At 71.5% G+C, this 22209-nt stretch carries 15 protein-coding genes; 7 read left to right on the top strand and 8 right to left on the bottom strand.

Features of this window, described 5'->3' with window-relative positions:
* Positions 1-16: 16 nt before the first annotated feature.
* Genes pdeM through ERL55_RS03940 form a run of 6 tightly spaced genes read right to left on the bottom strand, consistent with a single transcriptional unit; the run spans position 17 to position 13215 of the window.
* The gene (gene pdeM / locus ERL55_RS03965; protein ID WP_129135277.1) at positions 17-682 is read right to left on the bottom strand and encodes a ligase-associated DNA damage response endonuclease PdeM; all 666 of its coding nucleotides are present in this window, start codon (positions 680-682) and stop codon (positions 17-19) included.
* Positions 672-3341, bottom strand: coding sequence for a ligase-associated DNA damage response DEXH box helicase (locus ERL55_RS03960; protein ID WP_256386145.1), 2670 nt, complete (start codon positions 3339-3341; stop codon positions 672-674). The genes pdeM and ERL55_RS03960 overlap by 11 nt, the downstream gene beginning before the upstream one ends.
* A gap of 11 nt (positions 3342-3352) precedes the next feature.
* A complete protein-coding gene (locus ERL55_RS03955; RefSeq protein ID WP_129135276.1) occupies positions 3353-5041 on the bottom strand; it encodes an ATP-dependent DNA ligase in 1689 nt (562 codons plus the stop codon).
* A gap of 36 nt (positions 5042-5077) precedes the next feature.
* A complete protein-coding gene (locus ERL55_RS03950) occupies positions 5078-6079 on the bottom strand; it encodes a ligase-associated DNA damage response exonuclease (protein WP_129135275.1) in 1002 nt (333 codons plus the stop codon).
* 60 nt (positions 6080-6139) lie between these two features.
* Positions 6140-9709, bottom strand: a complete 3570-nt coding sequence (locus tag ERL55_RS03945) for an ATP-binding protein (protein ID WP_129135274.1) — start codon at positions 9707-9709, stop codon at positions 6140-6142.
* Positions 9706-13215, bottom strand: coding sequence for an ATP-binding protein (locus ERL55_RS03940; RefSeq protein ID WP_164972111.1), 3510 nt, complete (start codon positions 13213-13215; stop codon positions 9706-9708). The genes ERL55_RS03945 and ERL55_RS03940 overlap by 4 nt, the downstream gene beginning before the upstream one ends.
* 147 nt (positions 13216-13362) lie before the next feature.
* Between ERL55_RS03940 and ERL55_RS03935 the strand changes: the two genes are divergently transcribed.
* Positions 13363-14004, top strand: a complete 642-nt coding sequence (locus ERL55_RS03935) for a YceI family protein (protein WP_129135272.1) — start codon at positions 13363-13365, stop codon at positions 14002-14004.
* A gap of 19 nt (positions 14005-14023) precedes the next feature.
* Here the strand turns inward: ERL55_RS03935 and ERL55_RS03930 are convergent, their stop codons facing one another.
* Positions 14024-14275: a glutaredoxin family protein gene (locus ERL55_RS03930; RefSeq protein WP_129135271.1), complete on the bottom strand. Its 252-nt coding sequence runs from the start codon at positions 14273-14275 to the stop codon at positions 14024-14026.
* A 55-nt stretch (positions 14276-14330) separates the two neighbouring features.
* Here ERL55_RS03930 and ERL55_RS03925 point away from each other — a divergent pair, with 55 nt between their 5' ends.
* The 3 genes from ERL55_RS03925 to ERL55_RS03915 all read left to right on the top strand — a co-directional run bounded on the left by ERL55_RS03925 (position 14331) and on the right by ERL55_RS03915 (position 17804).
* A complete protein-coding gene (locus ERL55_RS03925; protein ID WP_129135270.1) occupies positions 14331-15713 on the top strand; it encodes an L-serine ammonia-lyase in 1383 nt (460 codons plus the stop codon).
* Between the two features lie 92 nt (positions 15714-15805).
* Entirely contained in the window at positions 15806-16909 is a 1104-nt protein-coding gene (locus ERL55_RS03920) for a phytase (RefSeq protein WP_129135269.1), read from the top strand.
* Positions 16910-16916: 7 nt separating this feature from the next.
* Positions 16917-17804 (top strand): peptidoglycan DD-metalloendopeptidase family protein, encoded by an 888-nt coding sequence (locus ERL55_RS03915; RefSeq protein WP_129135268.1) that lies wholly within the window; start codon positions 16917-16919, stop codon positions 17802-17804.
* Here ERL55_RS03915 and ERL55_RS03910 read toward each other — a convergent pair.
* Positions 17740-19206: a hypothetical protein gene (locus tag ERL55_RS03910; RefSeq protein ID WP_206733362.1), complete on the bottom strand. Its 1467-nt coding sequence runs from the start codon at positions 19204-19206 to the stop codon at positions 17740-17742. The two genes, ERL55_RS03915 and ERL55_RS03910, sit on opposite strands and share 65 nt — an antisense overlap.
* 143 nt (positions 19207-19349) lie before the next feature.
* On the opposite strand from ERL55_RS03910, the gene ERL55_RS03905 reads away from it, so the two are divergent.
* The 3 genes from ERL55_RS03905 (at position 19350) to ERL55_RS03895 (ending at position 22156) form a co-directional block, all read left to right on the top strand.
* Positions 19350-20954: a peptide chain release factor 3 gene (locus tag ERL55_RS03905; RefSeq protein WP_129135266.1), complete on the top strand. Its 1605-nt coding sequence runs from the start codon at positions 19350-19352 to the stop codon at positions 20952-20954.
* A gap of 109 nt (positions 20955-21063) precedes the next feature.
* Positions 21064-21717 (top strand): hemolysin III family protein, encoded by a 654-nt coding sequence (locus tag ERL55_RS03900; RefSeq protein ID WP_129135265.1) that lies wholly within the window; start codon positions 21064-21066, stop codon positions 21715-21717.
* Positions 21718-21763: 46 nt separating this feature from the next.
* Entirely contained in the window at positions 21764-22156 is a 393-nt protein-coding gene (locus tag ERL55_RS03895; RefSeq protein ID WP_129135264.1) for a hypothetical protein, read from the top strand.
* Positions 22157-22209 lie beyond the last annotated feature (53 nt).

Below are 22209 nucleotides of genomic sequence, written 5' to 3'. Positions count from 1 at the left end.
GCGACAGCCGCCGCGCTCAGGCCATCACCGGCATCTCCACCAGTGCACCGGGCGCGCACACGAACACGCGCTCATCGCGTGCCGGATCGAATGGCATGCCGCCGGCGAACGTGGTGAACGCCGGCAGGATGCCGATCTCGGCGAAGCGGAACACCGGCAGCCGCGGCAGCCCCGGCAGGCGCAGCACCGGGTGCAGGTGCCCGGCCAGCACGTAGCCCTCGCCACCGGCCGGCGCGTCCTCGGCGGCATGCACGAACAGGAACGGCGGCTCGTGCAGGTACGGCGCATGCAGCGCAAGGCCCATCGAAGCGGCGCGCTCCGGGTGCCGGCGCAGCACGCGGTCGTGGTTGCCGGCCACCACGTCCACCTGCAGCGTCGCCCAGCGGTTGCGGAACGCATACCAGCGGGCGAGCCACGGGGCTTCGGGGACCTCCCCGTGCAGCAGGTCGCCCAGCACCAGCAGGCGCTCGGCGCCGGTCAGTTCGAGCAGCGCATCGAGGCGTTCGAGGTCGTGCGAGGTGCCGCCGACCGGCAAGGCGATGCCGGCACGGCGGAAGTGGTCGGCCTTGCCCAGGTGCAGGTCGGCGATCACCAGGGTGCGGGTGCGCGGCCAGTACAGCGCGCGCTCGGCATGCAGCTGCACCGGCTCGCCGGCGACGAGGACCTCGCGCTCATCCGCCATGGCGGCGCTCCAGCTGCGTGGCGGCACGCTGCACGCGGGTACGCCAGTCCTCGGTGCTCAGGCGACCGCGCACGGCTTCAGCCCACAGCGGAAAAGAGAGCGGGGTGAACGAGCGCGGCGTGCGCAGCACGATGTCGCGCCCTGCGCAGTCGTCCAGGGTCTCGCGCAGGCGCCGCACTTCCAGCTGCGCGGAGAACACCTCGCGCTCGGCCTGGTCCAGCAGCATGTGGTCGGGGTCGAAGCGCTGCAGCACATCGAACAGCAGGCCGCTCGAGGCCTGCAGCTGGCGCATCGAACGTGGCGCGCGCCCCGGCAATGACGGCGGCAGCAGCCCGGCGACGCGTGCGATCTCGCGGAACTGCCGACGCGCGAGTTCGCCGAGGTTGAGGCTTTCGCGCAGGTCGTCCTCCAGTGCCACCGGATCGAGCAGCGTGCGCAGCTGCGCCTCGTCCACGCCTTCGGCACGCGCGGCCGACAGCACGAAGCCGTAGTCGTTGACCGAGAAGGCGAAACTGTCCGGTGCCATCCTGCCCCATCGCAGTGCCAGCAGCGCCGCGAGCCCTTCGTGCACCTGCCGCCCGGCGAACGGATACACGAAGAGATAGCGACCGCCACGCGCGCGTATCCACTCCACCAGCAAACGATCGGGGCCGGGCAAAGCGGACAGCCGCGCCTGCAGCTGCAGCAGGCCGGCGATCGCATCCAGCTCGGGCGCGGCCACTGCGCCCGTGAAGGCGCGCTCCACCTCGCGGCCGAGTTCGCTCGACAACGGCATCTTGCCGCCGAGCCAGCGCGGCACCGTGCCGTCGCCCACGCCCGATGCGTTGCGCACGTAGGCGGTCATGTCCTCGAGCCTGACCAGTTCCAGCAAGCGGCCGGCGAAGTGGAAGCGGTCGCCACGGCGCAGGCGGCCGACGAAGCTCTCCTCGACGGACCCCAGCGCGCCGCCGCGCAGGAAGCGCACCACCACCGCGCCGTCGCTGGCGATGGTGCCGATCGACAGCCGGTGGCGCAGCGCGATACGCCGGTCCTCGACCCGGTACAGGCCGTCCTCGCCGCGCACCACGCGCTGGAAATCCGGGTAGTTCGACAGCGCGCGCCCGCCCTGCACGATGAATTCGAGCACCGCCTGCCACATCGGCGGGCTGAGTGCGGCGAAGGCATGCGTGGTGCGCACTTCGTCATACAACGCATCGGCATCGAAACCGCCGCCGAGTGCCAGGGTGACGCAGTGCTGGGCGAGCACGTCCAGGCTCAGCCGCGGCGGTGGCCGCGCCTCGATCGCGCCGCGTGCAACCGCCTCGCGTGCCGCGGCGTATTCCACCAGCTCCAGCGCGTGGGTGGGCACGCAGACCACGCGCCCGCTCTCGCCGGGCCGATGCCGCGCACGCCCGGCGCGCTGCAGCAGCCGCGCGATGCCCTTCGGGCTGCCGATCTGCAGCACCTGGTCGACCGCGGGGAAATCGACGCCCAGATCGAGGCTGGAAGTCGCCACCACGCAGCGGATGCGGCCCTCACGCAGCCCCTGCTCGGCCGCGGCACGCAATGCCGGGTCCAGCGAGCCGTGGTGCAGGGCCAGCGTTTCCGGTGCCTCCGGCCAGACCGAAGCCAGCGCGCGATGCCAGAGCTCGGCCTGCGAGCGGGTGTTGGCGAACAGCAGGCTGGTGCGCTCGGCCATCAGGGTGTCGAGTACGCGCGGCAGCTGCGCGAGGCCGAGGTGGCCGGCCCAGGCGAAGCGTTCGTCGGCGGCCGGCATCAACGTCTCGAGCTCGAAACCGCGCGGGCGCGCACCGCTCACGAGTGCGGCCTCCGGCGCATGCGGCAGCAGCACGTCGCGCGCTTCCGGCAGGTTGCCGAGCGTGGCCGACAGCCCCCAGGTGCGCAGCGCGGGGTTCAGCACGCGCAACCGCGCCAGCGCCAGCTGCAGCAGCACGCCGCGCTTGTTGCCCAGCAGCTCGTGCCATTCGTCGACGATCACGCAGCGCAGGCGTGCCAGCTGTGGCGCGGTGTCGGGATAGCTCAGCAGCAGCGACAGCGATTCCGGGGTGATCACCAGCAGGTCGAGCCTGCCGGCACGTGCAAGCCGCCGGTCGCGCGCGGAGGCATCGCCGGTGCGCAGGCCGAGTTGCCAGTCGAGGCCGACGGCCTCCGTCGCCACCCGCAGCGCGCGCAGGGTATCGGCGGCGAGCGCGCGCAGCGGCGTGATCCACAGCACCTGCAGATGCGGCGTGCGCTTTGCGGCTGCAGGTGCACGGGTGCGAACCGGCCCGGAGACGCGCTTGCGGGCGCCGCCCGCAACCGACGGCACGCGCGCTCCAAGCGCACTCCGGAGGCGGCCCTGGCCGCGACCATCGCCACCCCTCGACGCGGCAGCGGCGCCCGCATGCCCGGCACCCGTTCCGGCAGGGTGCGCGGCATCGGCGCCATCACCATCCGCGCCGGCCTCGACGGAAGCAGACGAAGGCAAGGCGGCCAGCGCTTCCAGCAACGGCCCGCCGAACGCGGCCAGGGTCTTGCCGCTGCCGGTGGGCGTGTGCAGCAGGCCGGACTCGCCGGCGAGGTAACGCCGCCAGACCTCGCGCTGGAACGCTGCCGGCTTCCAGCCCTGTGCGGTGAACCATGCCGACAGCCGTGCCTGCGCCTCGCGGCGCCCGGCCACGCGTGCGCGGCTCACCGCGCCAGCGCCTTCAGGGTCTCGAGGCGGTCGGCCTCGGCCACCGGCTTGTCGTGGCGCCAGCGCAGGATGCGCGGGAAGCGCACCGCGATCCCGGACTTGTGGCGGCTGCTGCGGTTGACCGCCTCGAAGCCCAGCTCGAAGACATGGTGGGCGGTCACCGAGCGCACCGGGCCGAAGCGTTCCAGCGTATTGGCGCGGATCCAGCGGTCGAGCTGCAGGATCTCGCGGTCGTCGAGCCCGGAATACGCCTTGGCCACCGGCACCAGCACCTCGCCATCCCACAGCCCGAAGGTGTAGTCGGTGTACAGCGTGCTGCGGCGGCCGTGGCCGGACTGCGCGTACAGCAGCACCGCATCCACGGTCAGCGGATCGATCTTCCATTTCCACCAGTCGCCGCGACGCCGCCCGGCCTGGTATGGCGACTCCAGCCGCTTGAGCATCAGCCCCTCGACGCCGCGCTCGCGCGCGCCTTCGCGCAGCGCCGCGGCTTCGACCCAGTCGCGCACCTCGGCCCGCGGCGAGACGGTGATGCGCGGATCGCCATGCGATGCCAGCAGCACTTCCAGCAGGGCACGGCGTTCGCGCAGCGGCCGCTCGCGCAGGTCCTCGCCATCGAGTTCGAGCAGGTCGTAGGCGCGTACCCGCACAGGCGCATCGGCCAGCGTCTTCGCGCCGGGCTTCAGCCGCTGGATGCGCTTTTGCAGCACGGTGAACGGCATCGGCACGTCGGCATCGCCCCAGGCCAGCAGTTCGCCATCGATCACGCAGTGGCGCGGCAGCGTTGCCGCCGCCGCTTCGATCTCCGGGAAGCGGCCATCCAGGCGCTCCTCGCCGCGCGACCACAGCGCGGCGTCGTCGTCGCGATGGATCAGCTGCAGGCGGATGCCGTCCCACTTCCATTCCAGCAACCAGTCGTCGATCGGACCCAGCGCGCGGGCGACCGCGTCCGGATCACCGGCCAGCGACAGCGCCTCCGGCGCCGGCTCCTCCGCCATGCCGGCCTCGTCGCCGGGCGCGGCACGCAGCGTGCTTTCCAGCGGCGACGCCAGAAAGAACGGGTACGGTTGCTGGCGGTCGGCGGGCAGCGCGTCGGGCGACAGCAGGTCGCGCATGAACGCCGGCGTCGGCGCCCAGTTGCCGAGCATGCGCTGGGCGATCAGCGCGATGTCGATGCCGCTCATCCCGGCGAGCGCCTGCTGCACCAGCCGCTGCGACACCCCGACCCGCAGTGCACCGGTCAGCAGCTTGTTGAACGCCAGGCGCTCGTCGAAGCACAGCGAGCGCCATGCGCCGGTGACCACCGCACGGCGCGTCTCCGGCTCGCGGTTGGCGACCGGCAGCAGGCGCTCTTCGATCCAGTCCGCCAGGCCGATGTCGTCGCCGGGTTCGGCCGGCTCGTCCATCAGCAGTGCCAGGGTCTCGGCGAGATCACCGACCTGGTCGTAGCTGGCGTCGACCAGCCAGTCCGGCAGCCCGGATTCGGCCACGATCCATTCGCGCAGCTCGCGGGTGCCGGCGATGCGCCGCTTCGGCCCTGCCACCTTGCCGCCGCTCAACAGGTACAGCGCCCACGCGGCATCGCGCGGCGGTGCCTCGCGGAAGTACGCCACCAGCGCCGCGCGCTTGTCGAGCGTCGCGGTGCTGCGGTCGAGCTCGGTGTAGAGCGCGGCGAAGCGTTTCATGTGCCGGCCCTCCGTGCCTGCACGCTGCAGCGGCGCTCAGTCCTCATCGCCGTACCCGGTGCGGAAGGCCTCGGCCTCGATGCCCTCCTCGCACAGCGCGCGCACGATGGCGTGGGTATCGCCATGGGTCGCGATCACCCGCCGCGCGCCGGTCTCGCGCACGGTGCGCACGAGGTCCGGCCAGTCGGCGTGGTCGGAGACCACGAAACCACGGTCGACGTTGCGGCGGCGGCGGTTGCCGCGGATGCGCATCCACCCCGACGCGAACCCGGTCTGCGCGCGGCGGAAACGGCGCATCCACGCACTGCCGGCGGCCGACGGGGGTGCCAGCACCAGCTCGCCGGCGAAATCGCGGCCTTTCTCCTCCTCGGCCACGGCGCGGGTGTCCGGCAGCGCGACGCCGGCATCGCGATACACCTGCACGCCGGTGGCGATCGCCCCGTGCAGCAGCACCGGGCGGTCCTCATGCGCAGCGATCTCGGCCAGCACGCGCTGCGCCTTGCCCAGCGCGTAGCAGAACAGCACCGCCGCCTCGCCACGCGCCTCGCAGCGCCTGCGCCAGTCGACGATATCGGCGGCCACGTCGGGGGTGTGCGGCCAGCGGTACACCGGCAGGCCGAAGGTCGCCTCGGTGATGAAGACGTCGCAGGGCACGACCTCGAACGGGGCGCAGGTGGGGTCGGGCTGGCGCTTGTAGTCGCCCGAGGCCACCCAGACCTCGCCCCGGGCCTCGATGCGCACCTGCACCGAACCCAGCACGTGCCCGGCGGGATGCAGCGACACCCGCGCGTCGCCGATCACGAACGGCTCGCCATGCGCATGCACGTGGTAGCACTGCTCGCCCAAGCGCCAGCGCAGGATCGGCAGCGAGCCGGTGCTGCAGTGGTATTCGCCCATGCCGGCCCGCGCATGGTCGCCATGGCCGTGGGTGATCACCGCGCGCGGCACCGGCCGCCAGGGATCGATATGGAAATCACCCGGCGGGCAGTACAGGCCTTCCGGCGTGAGGACGACCAGGTCGCCGCTGAATGCGCTCATGGGCGCATTCGGGCATGTCCGGCGTGCACGCGGTGCCAAGCCCGCGTGCACGCGGTCGCGTTAGTGGCTCTCGTCGGCCGGCGGCCGGCCGTGTGCATCGTCGACCGGCGCCGGCGGCTGCACCCACTTCGCCAGTGCATCGGCGAGGATGCCGCCGGTCAGCGGCTTGCGCAGGAAGCCGTCGAAGCCCGCCTGCATCGCCAGCGGTTCGGCGTCGGCGTCGGCGCGTGCGGTGATCGCGATCAGCGGCCGCCCGAAGCCCTGCGCGCGCATCTGCCGTGCCAGCGCCAGCCCGTCGATGCCGGGCAGGTCGAGGTCGAGCAGCGCGGCATCGACCTCGGCCGTCGCCAGCGACACCAGCGCCGCCAGCCCGTGCGCGACATGCATCACCCGATGGCCCTGCGCCTGCAGCAGCCCGCTGATGACCTCGGCCACCGTCGGGTCGTCCTCCACCAGCAGCAGGAACAGCGTGCCGGGCGGGCGCGGCGCCGGGTCCACGGACGCCTCCGCCGACGGCGGGCGCACCTCCGGCAGCGGCAGCTCCACCGCGAAACGCGTGCCCTGGCCGGGCGCACTGTCGACATCGATGCGCCCGCCCATTTCCGCGGCCAGCTCCTGGCAGATCGCAAGCCCGAGGCCGCTGCCGCCATAGCGCGCGGACGTGCGCGCGCCCTCGGCCTGCTCGAAGCGCCGGAACAGGCGCTCGCGCTGCTCGCGGTTGAGCCCGGGGCCACTGTCGCCGACGACGAAGCGCACCTGCCCCTCGCCGGCCGGTTCCGCGCTCAGTTCCACATGGCCGTGCTCGGTGAACTTGATCGCGTTGGCCAGCAGGTTGAGCAGGATCTGGCGCACCCGCACCACGTCGCCCGAGACCCAGGCGGGCAGGTCCCCGGCGATGCGTTCGCGGAACTCGAGCCCACGCTGGTGCGCCACCGGGGCCATCAGCGACAGCGTCTCGTCGAGCAGCGCCCGCAGGTCGAACGGACGCATGTCGAGCTTGAGCTTGCCCGCCTCGATGCGCGCGAGATCGAGCGCATCGTTGACCAGCCGCAGCAGGTGTTCGCCGGCATCGCGGATCGATTCGGCATAGCGCTGCTGGCGCTCGTCGAGCGGCGTGCCCAGCAGCAGCTCGCTCATGCCGAGCACGCCGGTCATCGGCGTGCGCACCTCGTGGCCGAGGGTGGCCAGGAAATGGGTCTTGGCCAGCGAGGCCTGTTCGGCCACTTCGCGCTTGTGCTCGGCGAGCTGCCAGGCATGGCGGCGGCGCAGGCGGCGGCGGTAGCTCCACGCGATCCACCACACCGCGGCCAGCGCAAGCGCGGAAAACAGCAGTTGCGCGGCCAGCGTGCGCCACCACGGCGGGGTGACCTCGAAACGCAGCGCCTGCGGTGTCGACCACACGCCCTCCTCGTTGCGCGAGCGCACCCACAGCGTGTAGCTGCCGGGCGCAAGCTGCGAGAACGCGCGCTCGCCGGTGGCGCTCTCCACCCAGCCGGCGTCCTCGCCATCGAGGCGGAACGCATAGCGGTGCGCGCCCGGGTTGCGGAACGACATCAGCCGCACCCGCACCTGCAGTTCGCGGTCGTCGTGGCCGATCATGAACGGTGCGTGCGACATCCGCTGGATCGGCGCCTGCCCGCGCAGGCCGATCTCCTCGACCAGCACGCGCGGCTCGTCGGTGGCCGGCACCACCTGCAGCGGATCGAAGTCCACCAGCCCGTCGGGCGAACCCGCGAGTACCCGGCCGCTGTGCGGGTCGGCAAACAGTGGCGTGGGGAAATCCTGGCTCGGCAGGCCGTCGTCGATGCCGTAGGCGCGCACTGCCGCGGTGCCCGGATCCACCCGCCACAGCCCGCGCGAACTCGACAGCCACAGCACCCCGCCGGGATCGCGCACCACGCCGCTGAAGGCCACCTGCGGCAGACCCTCGGCAGTGCCGACGCGCGCGTGCGGCTGCAGGCGGCCGTCGCGCCAGTCGAAGACGGCGACGTTGCCGGCCCCCGCGGCCAGCACCTGGCCGGCCCGGGCATCCCAGCGCAGCGCGGTCCAGCCGCCGACCGGGGCGCCGTCGACCTGTCGCCACTGGCCGTCCCGCAGATGCCGCAACGCGCGCGCGGTGGCCAGCCATGGCGCGCCGTCGGGGCCGATCGCCAGGTCGTAGACGTTCTCTCCCGACTCCAGCCCGCCGCCACCGGGCTGGTGGATGTCCAGGGTGTGGCCGTCGCGGTCGCGCAGCTGGATCACGCCGTTATCGAACAGCATCCACAGCCCCTGCGCGCTCTCGGCGAAACGCACCACCGAGCCCGACTCGCCGGCCAGGCCGTCGGCATCGGCCCAGCGCTGCAGCGCGCCGGTGGACGGCGTGTAGCGCGCCAGTCCGCGGCGCGAACCGATCCACACCTGGCCATGGCGGTCCTCGTGCACGCAGTCCAGCAGGCGGCCGTCCGCCACGTCGTGCAGGTGCTTGCGCAGGCGGCCGCTGCGCAGGTCCAGCGACTCCAGCGCACCGCCGCTGCCGACCAGCCAGATCGGGCCGTCGGAGGATGCCGCGATGCCGCGCACGTGCGAGTTGTGGATGCCGCCCGGCTGCCCGGGCCGCAGGGTGCGCGCGGAGAACAGGCTCCATCCGGCCGGGTGGTACCACAGCCCATGGGTGTGGCTGGCCAGCCAGATGCCGCCCTCGCGGTCCTCGATGCCCATCGTCCACTGTGGCCGCACCCGGTCCTGCGCCAGCGGGCTGTACAGCGGCACCTCGTGTGATTCACCGTGGTCGACATGGCCCAGCCCGGCCGCCACGTCCACCCAGTGCGCGCCGCGCTGGTCCTGCACCAGCAGCTGGATCGGGCGCAGCCGCGGGTCGGGCGCCGCGACCGGCGCGGGGCGCAGCGCCCCGTCGGGATCGAGCACGTGCGCGCCCTCGGCGGCACCCACCCACAGCACGCCGTCGCGGTCGAAGCGGATGCTGGTGGGAAGAACGCCGTCGACGCGCTCGAAGCCGTCGCCGGTCCAGCGCGCCAGCCCACCCAGCGTCGCCACCCAGAGCCGGCCCTGCGGGTCGCGTTCCAGGCGCACCACGCCGGCGTGCGGGAGGCTGCGCGGGTTGCCGGGCTCGGGCATCCAGCGCTCGATGCTGCCGTCATCACGCAGACGGTGCAGGCCGGCATCGGCGGTGCCGATCCACACCGCGTCGGGCTCATGGGTATCGAGCGCCCAGATGTCGTTGCCGCCCAGGCCCGGCAGCGTGCTGCGGTCGATACGACGCATGTCGCCACGCACCGGGTCGTGCACCACCAGGCCGTTGTGACGGGTGCCGATCCACAGGGTGCCGTCCGCGCGCCAGGCCAGCGACCAGATGAAGTTCGCCGGCAGGCCGTCCTCCATCCGCAGCACCTGCATGGCAGTGCCGTCGTAGCGCGCCAGGCCGTCGCCGGTGCCGATCCACAGATAGCCGGCCGGATCCTGCAGCAGCGCGTTGACGCGGTTCGACGGCAGGCCTTCGGCCACGCCGATCTGGCGCAGGCGCAGGTTCTCCGGATGCGGGCTGGCCGCGGCCACTGCCGACAGCAGCGCCAGGACCAGCACCACCGCCGACCGGCGCAACCAGCGCGCCGGGGCGTACAACAGGCTCATTCGAGCGGATCCTCCAGGCGGCGCGCGCAGGCTTCGCGCAGCGCATCGGCGAGCATCCTGCCTGTCAGCGGCTTGCGGAGGAAGCCGTCGACGCCGGCGGCCCGTGCCGCAGGCTCCGCATCGGCATCGGCGCGCGCGGTGATGGCCACCAGCGCGATGCCCGGCGACTGCGCGCGCAACTGCCCGGCCACCGCGATGCCATCGATGCCGGGCAGGTCGAGATCAACGAGCGCCACGTCCATCGGCTGCGCGCGCAAGGCGACCAGCGCCGCCAGCCCGTGCCCGGCATGCACCACCGCATGTCCCTGTGCGCGCAGCAGGCCGGCAATCACCTCCGCCACGGTGGGGTCGTCCTCCACCAGCAGCACATCGAGCCCGGCTGGCGCCGCGGACGCCTCCGCAGGCACCGCGACCTCCTCGGGTCCGGCGGTCGCAGCCGGCAGCGGCAGCCACACGCGGAAACAGGTGCCCTCGCCGGGCGTGCTGTCGACGGTGATGCGCCCGCGCATTTCCGCCGCCAGCTCCTGGCAGATCGCCAGGCCCAGCCCGCTGCCGCCGTAGCGCGCGGCCGTGCGCGCGCCGTCGGCCTGCTCGAAGCGGCGGAACAGGCGGTCGCGCTGCGCATCATTGAGGCCGGGGCCGGTGTCGCGGATCTCGAAGCGCACGTCGCCATCCGTGTACGCCACCGCGAGCCCGACATGGCCGCGCTCGGTGAACTTGATGGCGTTGCCGAGCAGGTTGAGCAGGATCTGCCGCACCCGCATCGCGTCGCCCACCAGCCAGCGCGGCAGCGCCGGGTCGACTTCCTCCACGAACCCGAGGCCACGCTGCCCCGCCAGCGGCGCCATCAATCCGGCGACATCCTGCAGCAGCGCGCGCGGGTCGAACGGCCGCGGGTCCAGCTCCAGGCGACCTGCCTCGATGCGGGCAAGATCCAGCGCGTCGTTGAGCAGGCGCATCAGGTGCTCGCCGGCATGGCGGATCGATTGCGCGTAACGGCGCTGCTGAGGCTGCAGCGGGGAATCGAGCAGCAGCTCGCTCATGCCCAGTACGCCGGTCATCGGCGTACGCACCTCGTGGCCGAGCGTTGCCAGGAAGCGGCTCTTGGCCACCGAGGCCTGCTCGGCCAGTGCGCGCTCGCGCTCGGCCAGCTGCCATGCGTGGCGCCGGCGCAGGCGCGCGCGGTAGCCGGCAGCCAGCGCCGCCACCAGCGCCAGCGCCAGCAGCACCCACGCCACCAGTGCCACGGGGGTGCGCCACCAGGGCGGCTGCACCAGCACTTCGACGCTGCGTTCGGCCACCGAGCCGTGCGCATCGGCCGCGCGCAGATGCAGCGTGTAGCGGGCGGGCGCGAGCCCTACCAGCACGCGGTCGCCGGATGCACCCTGCTCCTGCCAGTCGCGGTCGACCCCCTCCAACTTCGACCAGTAGCGGTTGTTCTGGGGGTCGTCGAACGCCAGCAGTCGCGCGCTGATGCGCAGTTCGCTGCGTCCCGGTGCCAGCACCGCGGCACCATGCCCGGGCCGCTCGCGCCATTCGCCATCCTCGCGTACCGCGAAGCTGTCGAGTTCCAGCGCCGGCACCACGGGCGGATCGGCGTCGGCACTGGTGTCGATCAGCACCACGCCGGCATCGCCGGTGGCGCCGGCGAGCACGCCATCGGTGGTCAGCGCCAGCGCGCGGTAGACGAACTCCTGGTTGCGGAAGCCCAGGCCGACACCCAGATGGCGCATGCGCCCCGCCGCGGGATCCCAGCGGTACAGGCCGCGCGTGGTCGATACCCATACCCGCCCGCGTGCGTCGATGCGCAGCGCGGACGCCGACAGGGGCGGCATGCCGCGACCCGCATCGACGCGGTCGTCGAAGGTCCAGCGACCGTCGATGCGGCGGTAGCGGTCGAGGCCCTCGATGCTCTGCAGCCACAGGGTGTCGGCACCGTCGAACGCGAACGCGACGACCGTGCGCCCGCCGGTGGCGATCCGCGGCTCGAGGCGGCCGCTCTCCGGGTCGAACACCGCAAGGCCGTAATCGCCCGCGGTCCACAGCCGGCCCTCGGCATCGAACCCCATGGCCTCGTGGTCACCACGGTCGTCGGCCGGGATTTCGCGCAGCACCCGCCCGGAGTCGGCATCCCGCTGCTGCAGGCCGCCCTGCCGCGCCGCGGTCCACAACGTGCCATCCGGCGCAATCTGGACCTGGTCGGTGATGCGCCCGGTCGCGGCATCCTGCGGGCTGTCGGGGCCCCAGAAATCGACGGACCCCTGCGCGCCCACCCGCAGCAGCCCGGGGCGCACGCCGATCCAGAGCACGCCACTGGCGGTCTCGGCCAGTGCCGCCACCCGGTGCATGCGCAGCTGACTGTCGAGTGGCTCCTCGAACGCCTCCACCTCGCCGGCCGCCGACAGCCACTGCACACCGGCAGCACTGCCCAGCCAGATGCCACCGTCGTGCGCCGGCGCCAGCGCCGTGTACAGCGTGGGCAGCAGGCCGTCGCGGGTATCGAACTGCGCCACCTGGCGCCAGTCGGAGCGCAGATACCCAAGGCCGATGCCGGGCAGCGGTACCCACACCGCGCCATCGTCCTGGCGCAGGATCTGCATGATCCCGCGGTCCTGCACCGGCGCACCGGTCTCCACCGGCCGTGGCACGCCGTTCGCCGGTACCCGCCACAGCCGCCGTTGCGAGCCGATCCACAGCGCGCCGTCGTCATCGCGGGCGAAGCTCACCGCGGCGTTGGGCGCCTCGAACATCGAACTCCAGGCCGGTCGGCTCCAGCTGCCATCGGCGTCCATCACGAAGGTGCCCTCCGCGGTGCCGACCCACAGCGCCTCGCCCATCCAGCGCGCGGTGTACACGCGCGGATAGGGCACCGCGCCCGGCAGCGCGACACGGCGCGCGCCATTGCCGTCGGCCACGACGACCCCGCCGAAGGTCGCCGCCCACACCCGGCCCTGCGGATCGACGTCCAGGTCCAGGATCGGCTGCGAGGTCAGGCCATCGGGCGCATCGTCGTCGGGTGCGAAGCGCGTCAGCCCGGCGCTGTCCGACCAGCGGTAGAGCGCACCGTCCATCGCCCCGAACCACAGTTCGCCATCACGATCGGTCAGCGACAGGATGTTGGGATCGCTGATCAGGCCGCCGTCGTCGAGCGGTTCGAAGCGGTCGCCATCGCGGACATAGCGTGCAAGGCCGCCCTTCTCGGTGGCGACCCAGACCCGGTCGCGCGCATCGACGTGTACGGCCTGGATGAAGTTGTCGCCCAGCGACCCGGCGCGGCCGGGATCATGCCGCCATACCTTCATCTGCATGCCGTCGTAGCGCGCCAGGCCGTCGCCGGTGGCGATCCAGACGAAACCCGCGCGGTCGCGGGCGATGCCCATGATGTCGCTGGACGGCAACCCTTCCTGCGCGCCGACCGGGCGGAAACGCGGCGTTTCCGGCAGCGCGGCGGCGGCCAGGGCACAGGTGCCCAGCCACAGCAGCACCGTCAACAGCGCCGTGCGCATATCGGATGTTTCCCCTGCTCCGCCTCCCCGGCGGACGGCCATCGTCGCAATGCCCGTCTGCCCGTGCAAGGCGCGATGTGACGGCGATCAAGCTATTGGTCGCGGCGCCTGCACATACGGCGTGGCCGCCCGCCGTAGACTGCCGCGATGCCCCTGCGCCTGGCTCCGCTCGTTTTCCTGCTGGCCCTGCTCTCCCCCATGGCCGCGGCCGCCGAGCGCTTCGCGCTCGATCCGGTGCACACGCGGGTGATGGTGGCGGTCGACCACGCCGGCTATTCGAAGGCCATCGGCACGGCCTCGGGCAGCACCGGCGTGCTTGCGTTCGATCCCACCGACTGGCGCCAGGCGCGCCTGGAGGCGCGGGTGCCACTGCAGCGGCTCGATTTCGGCGATACGGCCTGGAACCGGGCGGTGGCCGCGGCCAACCTGCTGGATGCCACGCGTACCCCGGAAGCGCACTTCATCTCCACCCGCGTGGAGCCGGTCGCCGGGGACGAGGCCATCGTGCACGGGCAGCTGACCCTGCGCGGCGTGACCCGGCCACTGGCCCTGCAGGTACGCATGAACGCGCTCAAGCGCCACCCGATGCCGCCGTTCCGGCGCACCGCCGGGTTCTCCGCCACCGCCACCCTCAGCCGTGCCGACTTCGGCATCGACGCGTGGCCCGCGATGATCGGCGACAGCGTCGAACTGCGCATCGAGGCGGAAGCCTTCGCCTCGCGCACGGCGCGCTTCAGCGACGAGACCGCGCCGGAAGGCCCGTTGGATTCGCCCGCGCCAGCCGGTTGACCGGCTGCCTATCGCGGGATCAGGGCCCCGACGGGGATCCGATGAACGCCACCACGGCCGCCACGTCGAACGGCCAGTCGAGTTCACGGCCATCGGCTGATCGCAGCACCGGCACGCGGATGCCGTAACGGGCCTCCAGCGCCTCGTCATCGTCGATCCACACGGTCTCGAAGTCCGGGACACGGGCCTGCGCCAGCACGTCCAGCGCCTGGTCGCACAACGGACAGTGGTCGCGCTGGAACAGCTGCAGCGCAGGCGTTGGCTGGGACATGGCGTTGCGCGGCCCGGACGGCGGGGTTCAACAAGGGCCGCGTAGAATAGCGCCCATGGCCGTCAGCACGTTCGACCTCTACAAGATCGGCATCGGGCCGAGTTCCTCCCATACCGTCGGGCCGATGCGCGCCGCCGCACGCTTCGTCGAGAAGTGGCTGGTGGAGCCGGGGCGCCTGGACCAGGTGGCGCGGGTGCGCGCCGAGGTGTTCGGCTCGCTGGCGCTCACCGGTCGCGGGCATGGCACCGACAAGGCCGTGCTGATGGGCCTGGAGGGCCACTGGCCCGACCGCATCGACCCCGACGTCATCCCGGCGGCGCTCGAACGCATCCGCGGCGAGCGGCGCATCCTCCTGCAGGGCCTGCACGCGATCGAGTTCGACGAGAAGCGCGACCTGGTGATGAACAAGCGCCAGAAGCTGCCGTTCCACACCAATGGCATGCGCTTCTCGGCCTTCGACGGCGCCGACCAGCTGATCGCCACCCGCGACTACTACTCGGTCGGCGGCGGCTTCGTGGTCAACCAGGACGAGGCGGCGGAAGACCGCATCGTGGCCGACGAGACCGCGGTCCCGCACCCGTTCTCCAGCGGCGACGAACTGCTTGCACGCAGCCGCGAGACCGGGCTGTCGATCGCGCGGCTGATGATGGAGAACGAGCTGTGCTGGCGCAGCCAGGCGGAGATCGAGGACGGCCTGCGCAGCCTGTGGCGGGCGATGCAGGACTGCGTTGCGCGCGGCATCGGCCAGGACGGCGTGCTGCCCGGTGGCCTGCACGTGTCGCGCCGCGCACCGGCGCTGTACCGCGAGCTGTCGAGCCAGCCGGAAGCGGCGATGCGCGATCCACTCACCACGCTGGACTGGGTGAATCTCTACGCGCTGGCGGTCAACGAGGAAAACGCCGCCGGCGGCCGCGTGGTGACCGCACCGACCAATGGCGCGGCCGGCATCATCCCGGCGGTGCTGCATTACTACGACCGCTTCTGTCCGAATGCCAACGAACAGGGGGTGTTCGATTTCCTGCTCACCGCCGCGGCGATCGGCATCCTCTACAAGGAGAACGCGTCGATCTCCGGCGCCGAAGTCGGCTGCCAGGGCGAGGTCGGCGTGGCCTGCTCGATGGCGGCAGCCGGGCTGGCGGCGGCGCTGGGCGCAAGCTCCAGCCAGATCGAGAACGCCGCCGAGATCGGCATGGAACACAACCTCGGGCTGACCTGCGACCCGATCGGCGGCTTGGTGCAGATCCCGTGCATCGAGCGCAACGCGATGGGCGCGGTCAAGGCGATCAATGCCGTGCGCATGGCCAAGCGCGGCGATGGCAAGCACAAGGTCAGCCTCGACAAGGTCATCAGGACCATGCGCGACACCGGCCGCGACATGCACGACAAGTACAAGGAAACCTCGCGCGGCGGCCTCGCGGTCAATGTCATCGAGTGCTGAGCGTCGAGTCCGGCGGTGGGGCGCTTCGTGGCGAACGCCCACCGCCGCATGCAGGGCATCGCCCGCATGGGCGTCTCCGCCATAATCGGCGGATGATTCCGTCCCGCGTCGCATTCCTCGTCGTCCTGCCGCTTTGCATCGCCGGCTGCGCAAGCCTGCAGCACGACGCGCGGGGATCAGCCGGGCGGCCCCAGGTGGCGCCGTCGGCAGCGGTGGTGGTCCGCGAAGCGTTCGTGGCGACGCCGCGCCCCGCGGACGAGCTCGACTCCCTGGCCACCTGGGTGGATGCGGATGGCGCCACGAAGGTCATCGCCACCGGCAAGTCCTCGCACCGGCTGGTGATCTTCGACGGCGACACCGGAGCGCACGCTGGCGAATCCGGCGGCCGCGGACGCGGGCCCGGCCAGTTCGAGCGCCCGAATGGCATCGCGGTTTTCGGTGACCTGGTGCTGGTGACCGAACGCGACGCGCCGCGCGTGCAGGTCCTGCAGCTGCCCCGGCTCACCCATCTCGCAAGCTTCGGCGAGGACGAGTTGCGTAGCCCCTACGGCATCTGGGTGCATGAAATCGCGCCCGGCGTGCTGGAGGGCTTCGTCACCGACAGCTTCATGCATGGCGCGGACCACCGCACGGTTCCACCCGCGGAAGAACTCGACCAGCGCGTGCGCCGCTACCGCATCGAGGCCGACGCCGACGGCGTGCGCACGACGCATCTCGGCGCATTCGGCGCCACCCATGGGGATGGCGTGCTGCACATGGTGGAGTCGATCGCCGGCGATCCGGCGCAGCAGCGGCTGCTGATCGCCGACGAGGACACCCGCCAGGGCTCGACACTGCACGAGTACGGCTTCGATGGTGACTACACCGGCCGCAGCCTGCCCGGCGGCACCTTTTCCGGCGAGGCCGAGGGCGTGGCGCTGTGGGATTGCGGCCTCGATGCCGGCTACTGGCTGGCGGTGGACCAGACCATGCCGCACACCGGCTTCCACCTGTTCGACCGCACCACCCTGGCGCCGCGCGGCAGCTTCCGTGGCGAGGTCACGGCGAACACCGACGGCATCGCACTGCACGCCGCGGCCACCCCGCGCTTCCACGCCGGCGTGCTGTACGCGGTGCACGATGACCGCGCACTGGCGGCGTTCGACCTCGGCGAGGTGATCCGCGCGCTCGACCTCGATCCCGCCTGCGCGCAGTAGGTCGACGATGTCTTCCCCCGCCCTCGCGCTGCTTGCCGCGGCCGCGCTGTTCGCCGCGGCGACCGACGCCAGCGCCGGCGAAGTGTGGCGCTGGACCGATGCCGACGGCACGCCGCACTACGCCGACCGGCCGGCACCGGATGCCCGCAGCCCGCGACGTACCGCCGACAGTGCACCCGCGGCGATTGCGCGCCTGCGCATGGAACAGGCCGACGGCGAATCGCTGACCTGGGTGCAGAACCTGCTGGACGGGCCGATCGAGGTGCTGCTGCGCGCAACCGGCCCCGCGCCGCAGGCAATGCCGGCGCTGCCCGCGCGCGCCACGGTGCCGGCGCGCACCGAAGTCCTGCTGACGCGGATCGCCGGCTACGGTGCCGCCGCGCAGCTGTCGCTCACCGCGGTGCCCGGGCATCCGGGTGCACGCCCGCGCGACGTCGAGTACGCCTATCCGCTGGACACGCGAGCGCTGCGTGTCGAACAGGGCTGGGGGGGCCGCTACAGCCATTCCGATGCGCAGAACCGCCACGCGGTGGACTTCGCCGCCCCGGTCGGCACCGTGGTGCTGGCCGCGCGCGACGGCACCGTCATGCATGCCGAGGCCGGTTTCGAGGACGCCGCGCCCGGCGACCACGAAGCCGTGACGCGCGCCAATTTCGTGCGGGTGCTGCACGATGACGGCAGCATGGCGCTGTACGCCCACCTCGACGCGGGCGGCGTGCTGGTGCGCCCGGGCGAGCGGGTGCGCCGCGGCACCCCTATCGGTCGATCGGGCAACACCGGGCTGTCCAGCGGTCCGCACCTGCATTTCGTGGTGCAGGTCAACCGTGGGCTCAGGCTGGAATCGATCCCGTTCCGGATGTTCGGCCCGCAGGGGATCCTGCGCTTCCAGCCGTAGCTTCCGGCAGGCCGAGGGCGAGTACGCCCTCCTCGAACAGGCGGTGTTCGGTTTCCAGCCGCTGCATGTCGGCGGCATCGAGCGCCGCTGCCGGGCGTCCGGCCAGCTCCTGCACCAGCGCCAGCTCGCGGTGGTCGAGGATGCGGTTGGCATAGTCGCCCCGGACCACACCGGAGGCCCGGTCGATACCGCGCACCAGCGGCCCGATCTGCACCTCCAGGGCTTCGAAGTCCACCGGCGGCGGCGGCGGTTGCAGCGCGCGTTCCACGGCGGTCATGAAGCCTGCCTCGAACGCCGCCGGTGACCAGTGGGCGTCGATGAATGCCCGCGCCTGCGCGCATGCCGCGCTGACCGCCTGCGGTTCCCGAAGCCCCTCCAGGATGGCTTCGGCCACCGGCACAAAGGCCGCGGGCGACACCTGGCCGCTGGCATCGGCCGCCATTCCGGCATCCTCGATCACCGTGATGCCGTGCCCGTCGGGCAGCAGGAAGCGGTTGTTGCCGACGCCATTGGTGTAGACCGGGCAACCGGCGTGCACCGACTCCAGCACGTAGAAGCCGAACGGCTCCGGGAACAGGTTGTAGGCCAACCCGAACCGGGCAATGCCGAACAGTTCGAACACCGCGCGCTGGTGCAGGTGCGGCACCGGCAGGAACAGGTCGGCGCAGCGCAGCCCCGACCCGGCCAGCATCGCGTCGATCGAGGCCTGGTGCGCGGGCGGCAGCGACTGTTCGGAGATCGCCAGCATCACCCGCGTGCCACCGCGCCTGCGTGCGATGTCGTTGAGGGCGTACAGGATGCCGACCGTGGCCATCAGGTCCTGCTTGCCGGGCTGCAGCGCATGCCCGACGACAACACCGGCATCCACGGCGCGACGCACCGCCAACGGCACGTCCGACCCCATGGGGAAGCCCGGCTCGCCCGCCGGCGTGGACACGCACGGCACCGGCATCGGGGCATCGACCACCCGCGTGAACCCGGCGGGGTCGAGCACCCGACGTCCCTGCCAGTCCGGGGTCGCGAACAACGCGCGCAAGCTACGTGCGAGATAGGGGGAATTCGCGCAATGGACATCGATGGCCTCGTTGCCGATCCATGCACCGGTGCCGTATGCGAGCCCGTGGTAGAGCACCAGATGGTGCGACGCCCATTGCCTGGACGGTCCGCGGAGGGAAACCCCGGCGCCGTCGTGCACGGCGAGCAGCGGCGTGGGCCCCGACGCCTGGTCGGCCAGCGCACGCGCCAGGCCCATCGGCACCATGGATTCCTGCGCGGCGCGCAGCCGCGGGCGGGGCGGCACGAACGCCTGCACCCGCCAGCCACACGCGCGCAACAGCGGCGCGACGCGGTCGTTGACGTATCCCACCGAACCGTTGAACGGCGGGCCTCCGGTTTTCGACAACTGCAGGTGCGCCCGAGGTTGCGGCTGATCCATCGCCCTGACTGCATGACGCGCGCCGCGCGGGCCCCGGATTATAGGTGGCCCGGCGCCGCGTATAATCGCCAGCCCCCTGACCCTGCCGCACGCAGCGCGTGCATTCCCGCATGCCTGACGTTTCCGCAGAATCCGCCCGCCGCCGTACGTTCGCGATCATCTCGCATCCCGACGCCGGCAAGACCACGCTCACCGAGAAGCTGCTGCTGTTCGGCGGTGCGATCCAGATGGCCGGCTCGGTCAAGTCGCGCAAGACCACCCGCCACGCCACCTCCGACTGGATGGCGTTGGAGAAGGAGCGCGGCATCTCGGTGACCTCGTCGGTGATGCAGTTCCCGTACGAAGGCAAGATCGTCAACCTGCTCGACACCCCCGGCCACGCCGACTTCGGCGAGGACACCTACCGCGTGCTCACGGCGGTGGACTCGGCGTTGATGGTGATCGACGTCGCCAAGGGCGTGGAGGAGCGCACCATCAAGCTGATGGAGGTGTGCCGCCTGCGCGACACCCCGATCATGACCTTCATCAACAAGCTCGATCGCGAGGGCAAGGACCCGATCGAACTGCTGGACGAAGTGGAAACCGTGCTCGGCATCCAGTGCGCGCCGGTGACCTGGCCGATCGGCATGGGTCAGCGCCTGAAGGGCGTGGTCCACCTGCTGACTGGCGAGGTCCACCTGTACGAGCCCGGCCGCAACTTCACCCGCCAGGATTCCACCATCTTCCCGTCGCTGGACGCACCCGGCCTGGTCGAGAAGATCGGCGAGAAGATGCTGGCCGACCTGCGCGAGGAACTCGAACTGGTGCAGGGCGCCAGCCATCCGTTCGACAAGGCCGAATACCTCGCCGGACGCCAGACCCCGGTGTTCTTCGGGTCCGGCGTCAACAACTTCGGCGTGCAACCGCTGCTGGACTTCTTCGTCGAGCATGCGCCGTCGCCGCAGACCCGCTCGACCACCACCCGCGACGTCGCCCCGCAGGAACCAAAGCTCACCGGGTTCGTGTTCAAGATCCAGGCCAACATGGACCCGCAGCACCGTGACCGGGTGGCGTTCATGCGCGTGTGTTCCGGGCGTTTCGAGGCGGGCATGAAGGCATTCCATCCGCGTACTGGCAAGGAAGTGAAGCTCGCCAACGCGCTGACCTTCATGGCCTCGGACCGCGAGATCGCCGCCGAGGCATACCCCGGCGACGTCATCGGCATCCACAACCACGGCACGATCTCGATCGGTGACACGTTCACCGAGGGCGAGACGCTGGCATTCACCGGCATCCCCAACTTCGCCCCGGAACTGTTCCGCCGCGCGCGCCTGCGCGACCCGCTCAAGCTCAAGCAGTTGCAGAAGGGCCTGGCGCAGCTGTCGGAGGAAGGCGCCACCCAGTTCTTCCGCCCGCTGATGAGCAACGACCTGATCCTCGGCGCGGTCGGCGTGCTGCAGTTCGACGTCGCCGCGTACCGGCTCAAGGACGAGTACGGCGTCGATGCGATCTTCGAACCGGTCGGGGTGGTGACCACGCGCTGGGTGCATTGCGACAACCCGAAGAAGTTCGAGGAATTCCGCGAGAAGAACGCGCCCAACCTCGGCATCGATGCCGCCGGCGAACTCGTCTACCTCGCCCCGACGCGGGTCAACCTGCAGCTTGCGCAGGAACGCTGGCCGGACGTGCGATTCGCCGCGACCCGCGAGCACGCGCATACCGCCGGAACCACCTGACCGGGCCCGCGGCAATCGCGTTCGCTCCATTGCCATCCGTTCGCGCTGCCCACTGACAGCACGCACGCGTATGGTCTAATGCGCCCCGGACCTTTCCCCCGGGGCCGCAATGAGCACCACCACCATGAGCCTGCGACAGAAGCGCGAGGAACTCGCCAGCGCGCTGACCCATGGGCTCGGCGCCGCCGCCGCGCTTGCCGCCGGCGCGGTGCTGATCACCCTGGCCGCACTGTACGGCGACGCCTGGCAGCTCGGCGCCGCGATCGTCTTCGGCGTCAGCCTGCTGATGCTGTACCTCGCCTCCACGCTCTACCACGCGTTCCACCACCCGGTGCTCAAGGGCCGGCTCAAGGTGTTCGACCACTGCGCGATCTACCTGCTGATCGCCGGTACCTACACGCCATTCACCCTGATCGGGCTGCGCGGACCATTGGGCTGGACCCTGTTCACGGCGATCTGGACGCTGGCGTTTGCCGGGGTGGTGTTCAAGCTGTTCTACACAGGCCGCTTCAAGCGCCTGTCGACGCTGATCTACGTGGCCATGGGCTGGCTGGTGATCGTGGCGATCAAGCCGGTGCTCGCGGCGCTGGATGGCTGGACTTTCGGCTGGCTGATCGCGGGCGGGCTGTTCTATACCCTGGGCACAATCTTCTACCATCGCGAATCGATCCCCTACTCGCACGCGATCTGGCACCTGTTCTGCATCGCGGGCAGCGTGTGCCACTACATCGCGGTCATGGCGCAGGTGGTGACGCCACGCTGACCCGCGCACGCGTAGCCTGACCGTATCGTTTCAACGGAGTTCCGCCATGCGAACCGCTGCTGCCCTCACCACCTGCCTGCTGCTTGCCGCATGCGGCCAGGACCCGGCCCCGACCCCCGCCACGCCCGTCAGCGAGGCTTTCGAGCAGGACGGCGCGAAACCGCCGATCGGCCCGGTGGATGCGACGTATCTCTGCGATGGCGGCAACCGCGTCGACCTGATCGAGAACCGCCGATTCGCCCGCATCGCGATGAGCGATGGCCGCGTGGTGCAGCTGGGCGCGATGGACAAGAGCCAGCCCCCCACCTGGTCGGATGTCGGCCTGCGCTTCATCGTTGGCGCCGATTACGTCGAACTGTCGCAGGACAACGGGCGCACTTTGCGCTGCGAGGAACAGGCCGCCTCCGATACGGTCGACGCGGACAACGCCACCGGCTGAGCGCTGAACGGCCAGCAACGCATTCACCATGGTTTGATACCGGCGCGCCGAAG

The sequence above is a fragment of the Luteimonas sp. YGD11-2 genome (genome assembly GCF_004118975.1).
GTDB lineage: Bacteria > Pseudomonadota > Gammaproteobacteria > Xanthomonadales > Xanthomonadaceae > Luteimonas > Luteimonas muca.
Note: the sequence above shows the minus strand (reverse complement) of the source record. Positions and strands in the feature narration are given on the sequence as shown.

What these genes read in the sequence shown, in the direction of transcription:
- ERL55_RS03895 (WP_129135264.1), top strand. Translation starts at nt 21,764, where the DNA reads ATGCGAACCGCTGCTGCCCTCACCACCTGCCTGCTGCTTGCCGCATGC.
- ERL55_RS03905 (WP_129135266.1), top strand. Translation starts at nt 19,350, where the DNA reads ATGCCTGACGTTTCCGCAGAATCCGCCCGCCGCCGTACGTTCGCGATC.
- ERL55_RS03940 (WP_164972111.1), bottom strand. Translation starts at nt 13,215, where the DNA reads ATGCGCACGGCGCTGTTGACGGTGCTGCTGTGGCTGGGCACCTGTGCC.
- ERL55_RS03915 (WP_129135268.1), top strand. Translation starts at nt 16,917, where the DNA reads ATGTCTTCCCCCGCCCTCGCGCTGCTTGCCGCGGCCGCGCTGTTCGCC.
- ERL55_RS03945 (WP_129135274.1), bottom strand. Translation starts at nt 9,709, where the DNA reads ATGAGCCTGTTGTACGCCCCGGCGCGCTGGTTGCGCCGGTCGGCGGTG.
- ERL55_RS03925 (WP_129135270.1), top strand. Translation starts at nt 14,331, where the DNA reads ATGGCCGTCAGCACGTTCGACCTCTACAAGATCGGCATCGGGCCGAGT.
- ERL55_RS03955 (WP_129135276.1), bottom strand. Translation starts at nt 5,041, where the DNA reads ATGAAACGCTTCGCCGCGCTCTACACCGAGCTCGACCGCAGCACCGCG.
- pdeM (WP_129135277.1), bottom strand. Translation starts at nt 682, where the DNA reads ATGGCGGATGAGCGCGAGGTCCTCGTCGCCGGCGAGCCGGTGCAGCTG.
- ERL55_RS03920 (WP_129135269.1), top strand. Translation starts at nt 15,806, where the DNA reads ATGATTCCGTCCCGCGTCGCATTCCTCGTCGTCCTGCCGCTTTGCATC.
- ERL55_RS03900 (WP_129135265.1), top strand. Translation starts at nt 21,064, where the DNA reads ATGAGCACCACCACCATGAGCCTGCGACAGAAGCGCGAGGAACTCGCC.
- ERL55_RS03950 (WP_129135275.1), bottom strand. Translation starts at nt 6,079, where the DNA reads ATGAGCGCATTCAGCGGCGACCTGGTCGTCCTCACGCCGGAAGGCCTG.
- ERL55_RS03930 (WP_129135271.1), bottom strand. Translation starts at nt 14,275, where the DNA reads ATGTCCCAGCCAACGCCTGCGCTGCAGCTGTTCCAGCGCGACCACTGT.
- ERL55_RS03935 (WP_129135272.1), top strand. Translation starts at nt 13,363, where the DNA reads ATGCCCCTGCGCCTGGCTCCGCTCGTTTTCCTGCTGGCCCTGCTCTCC.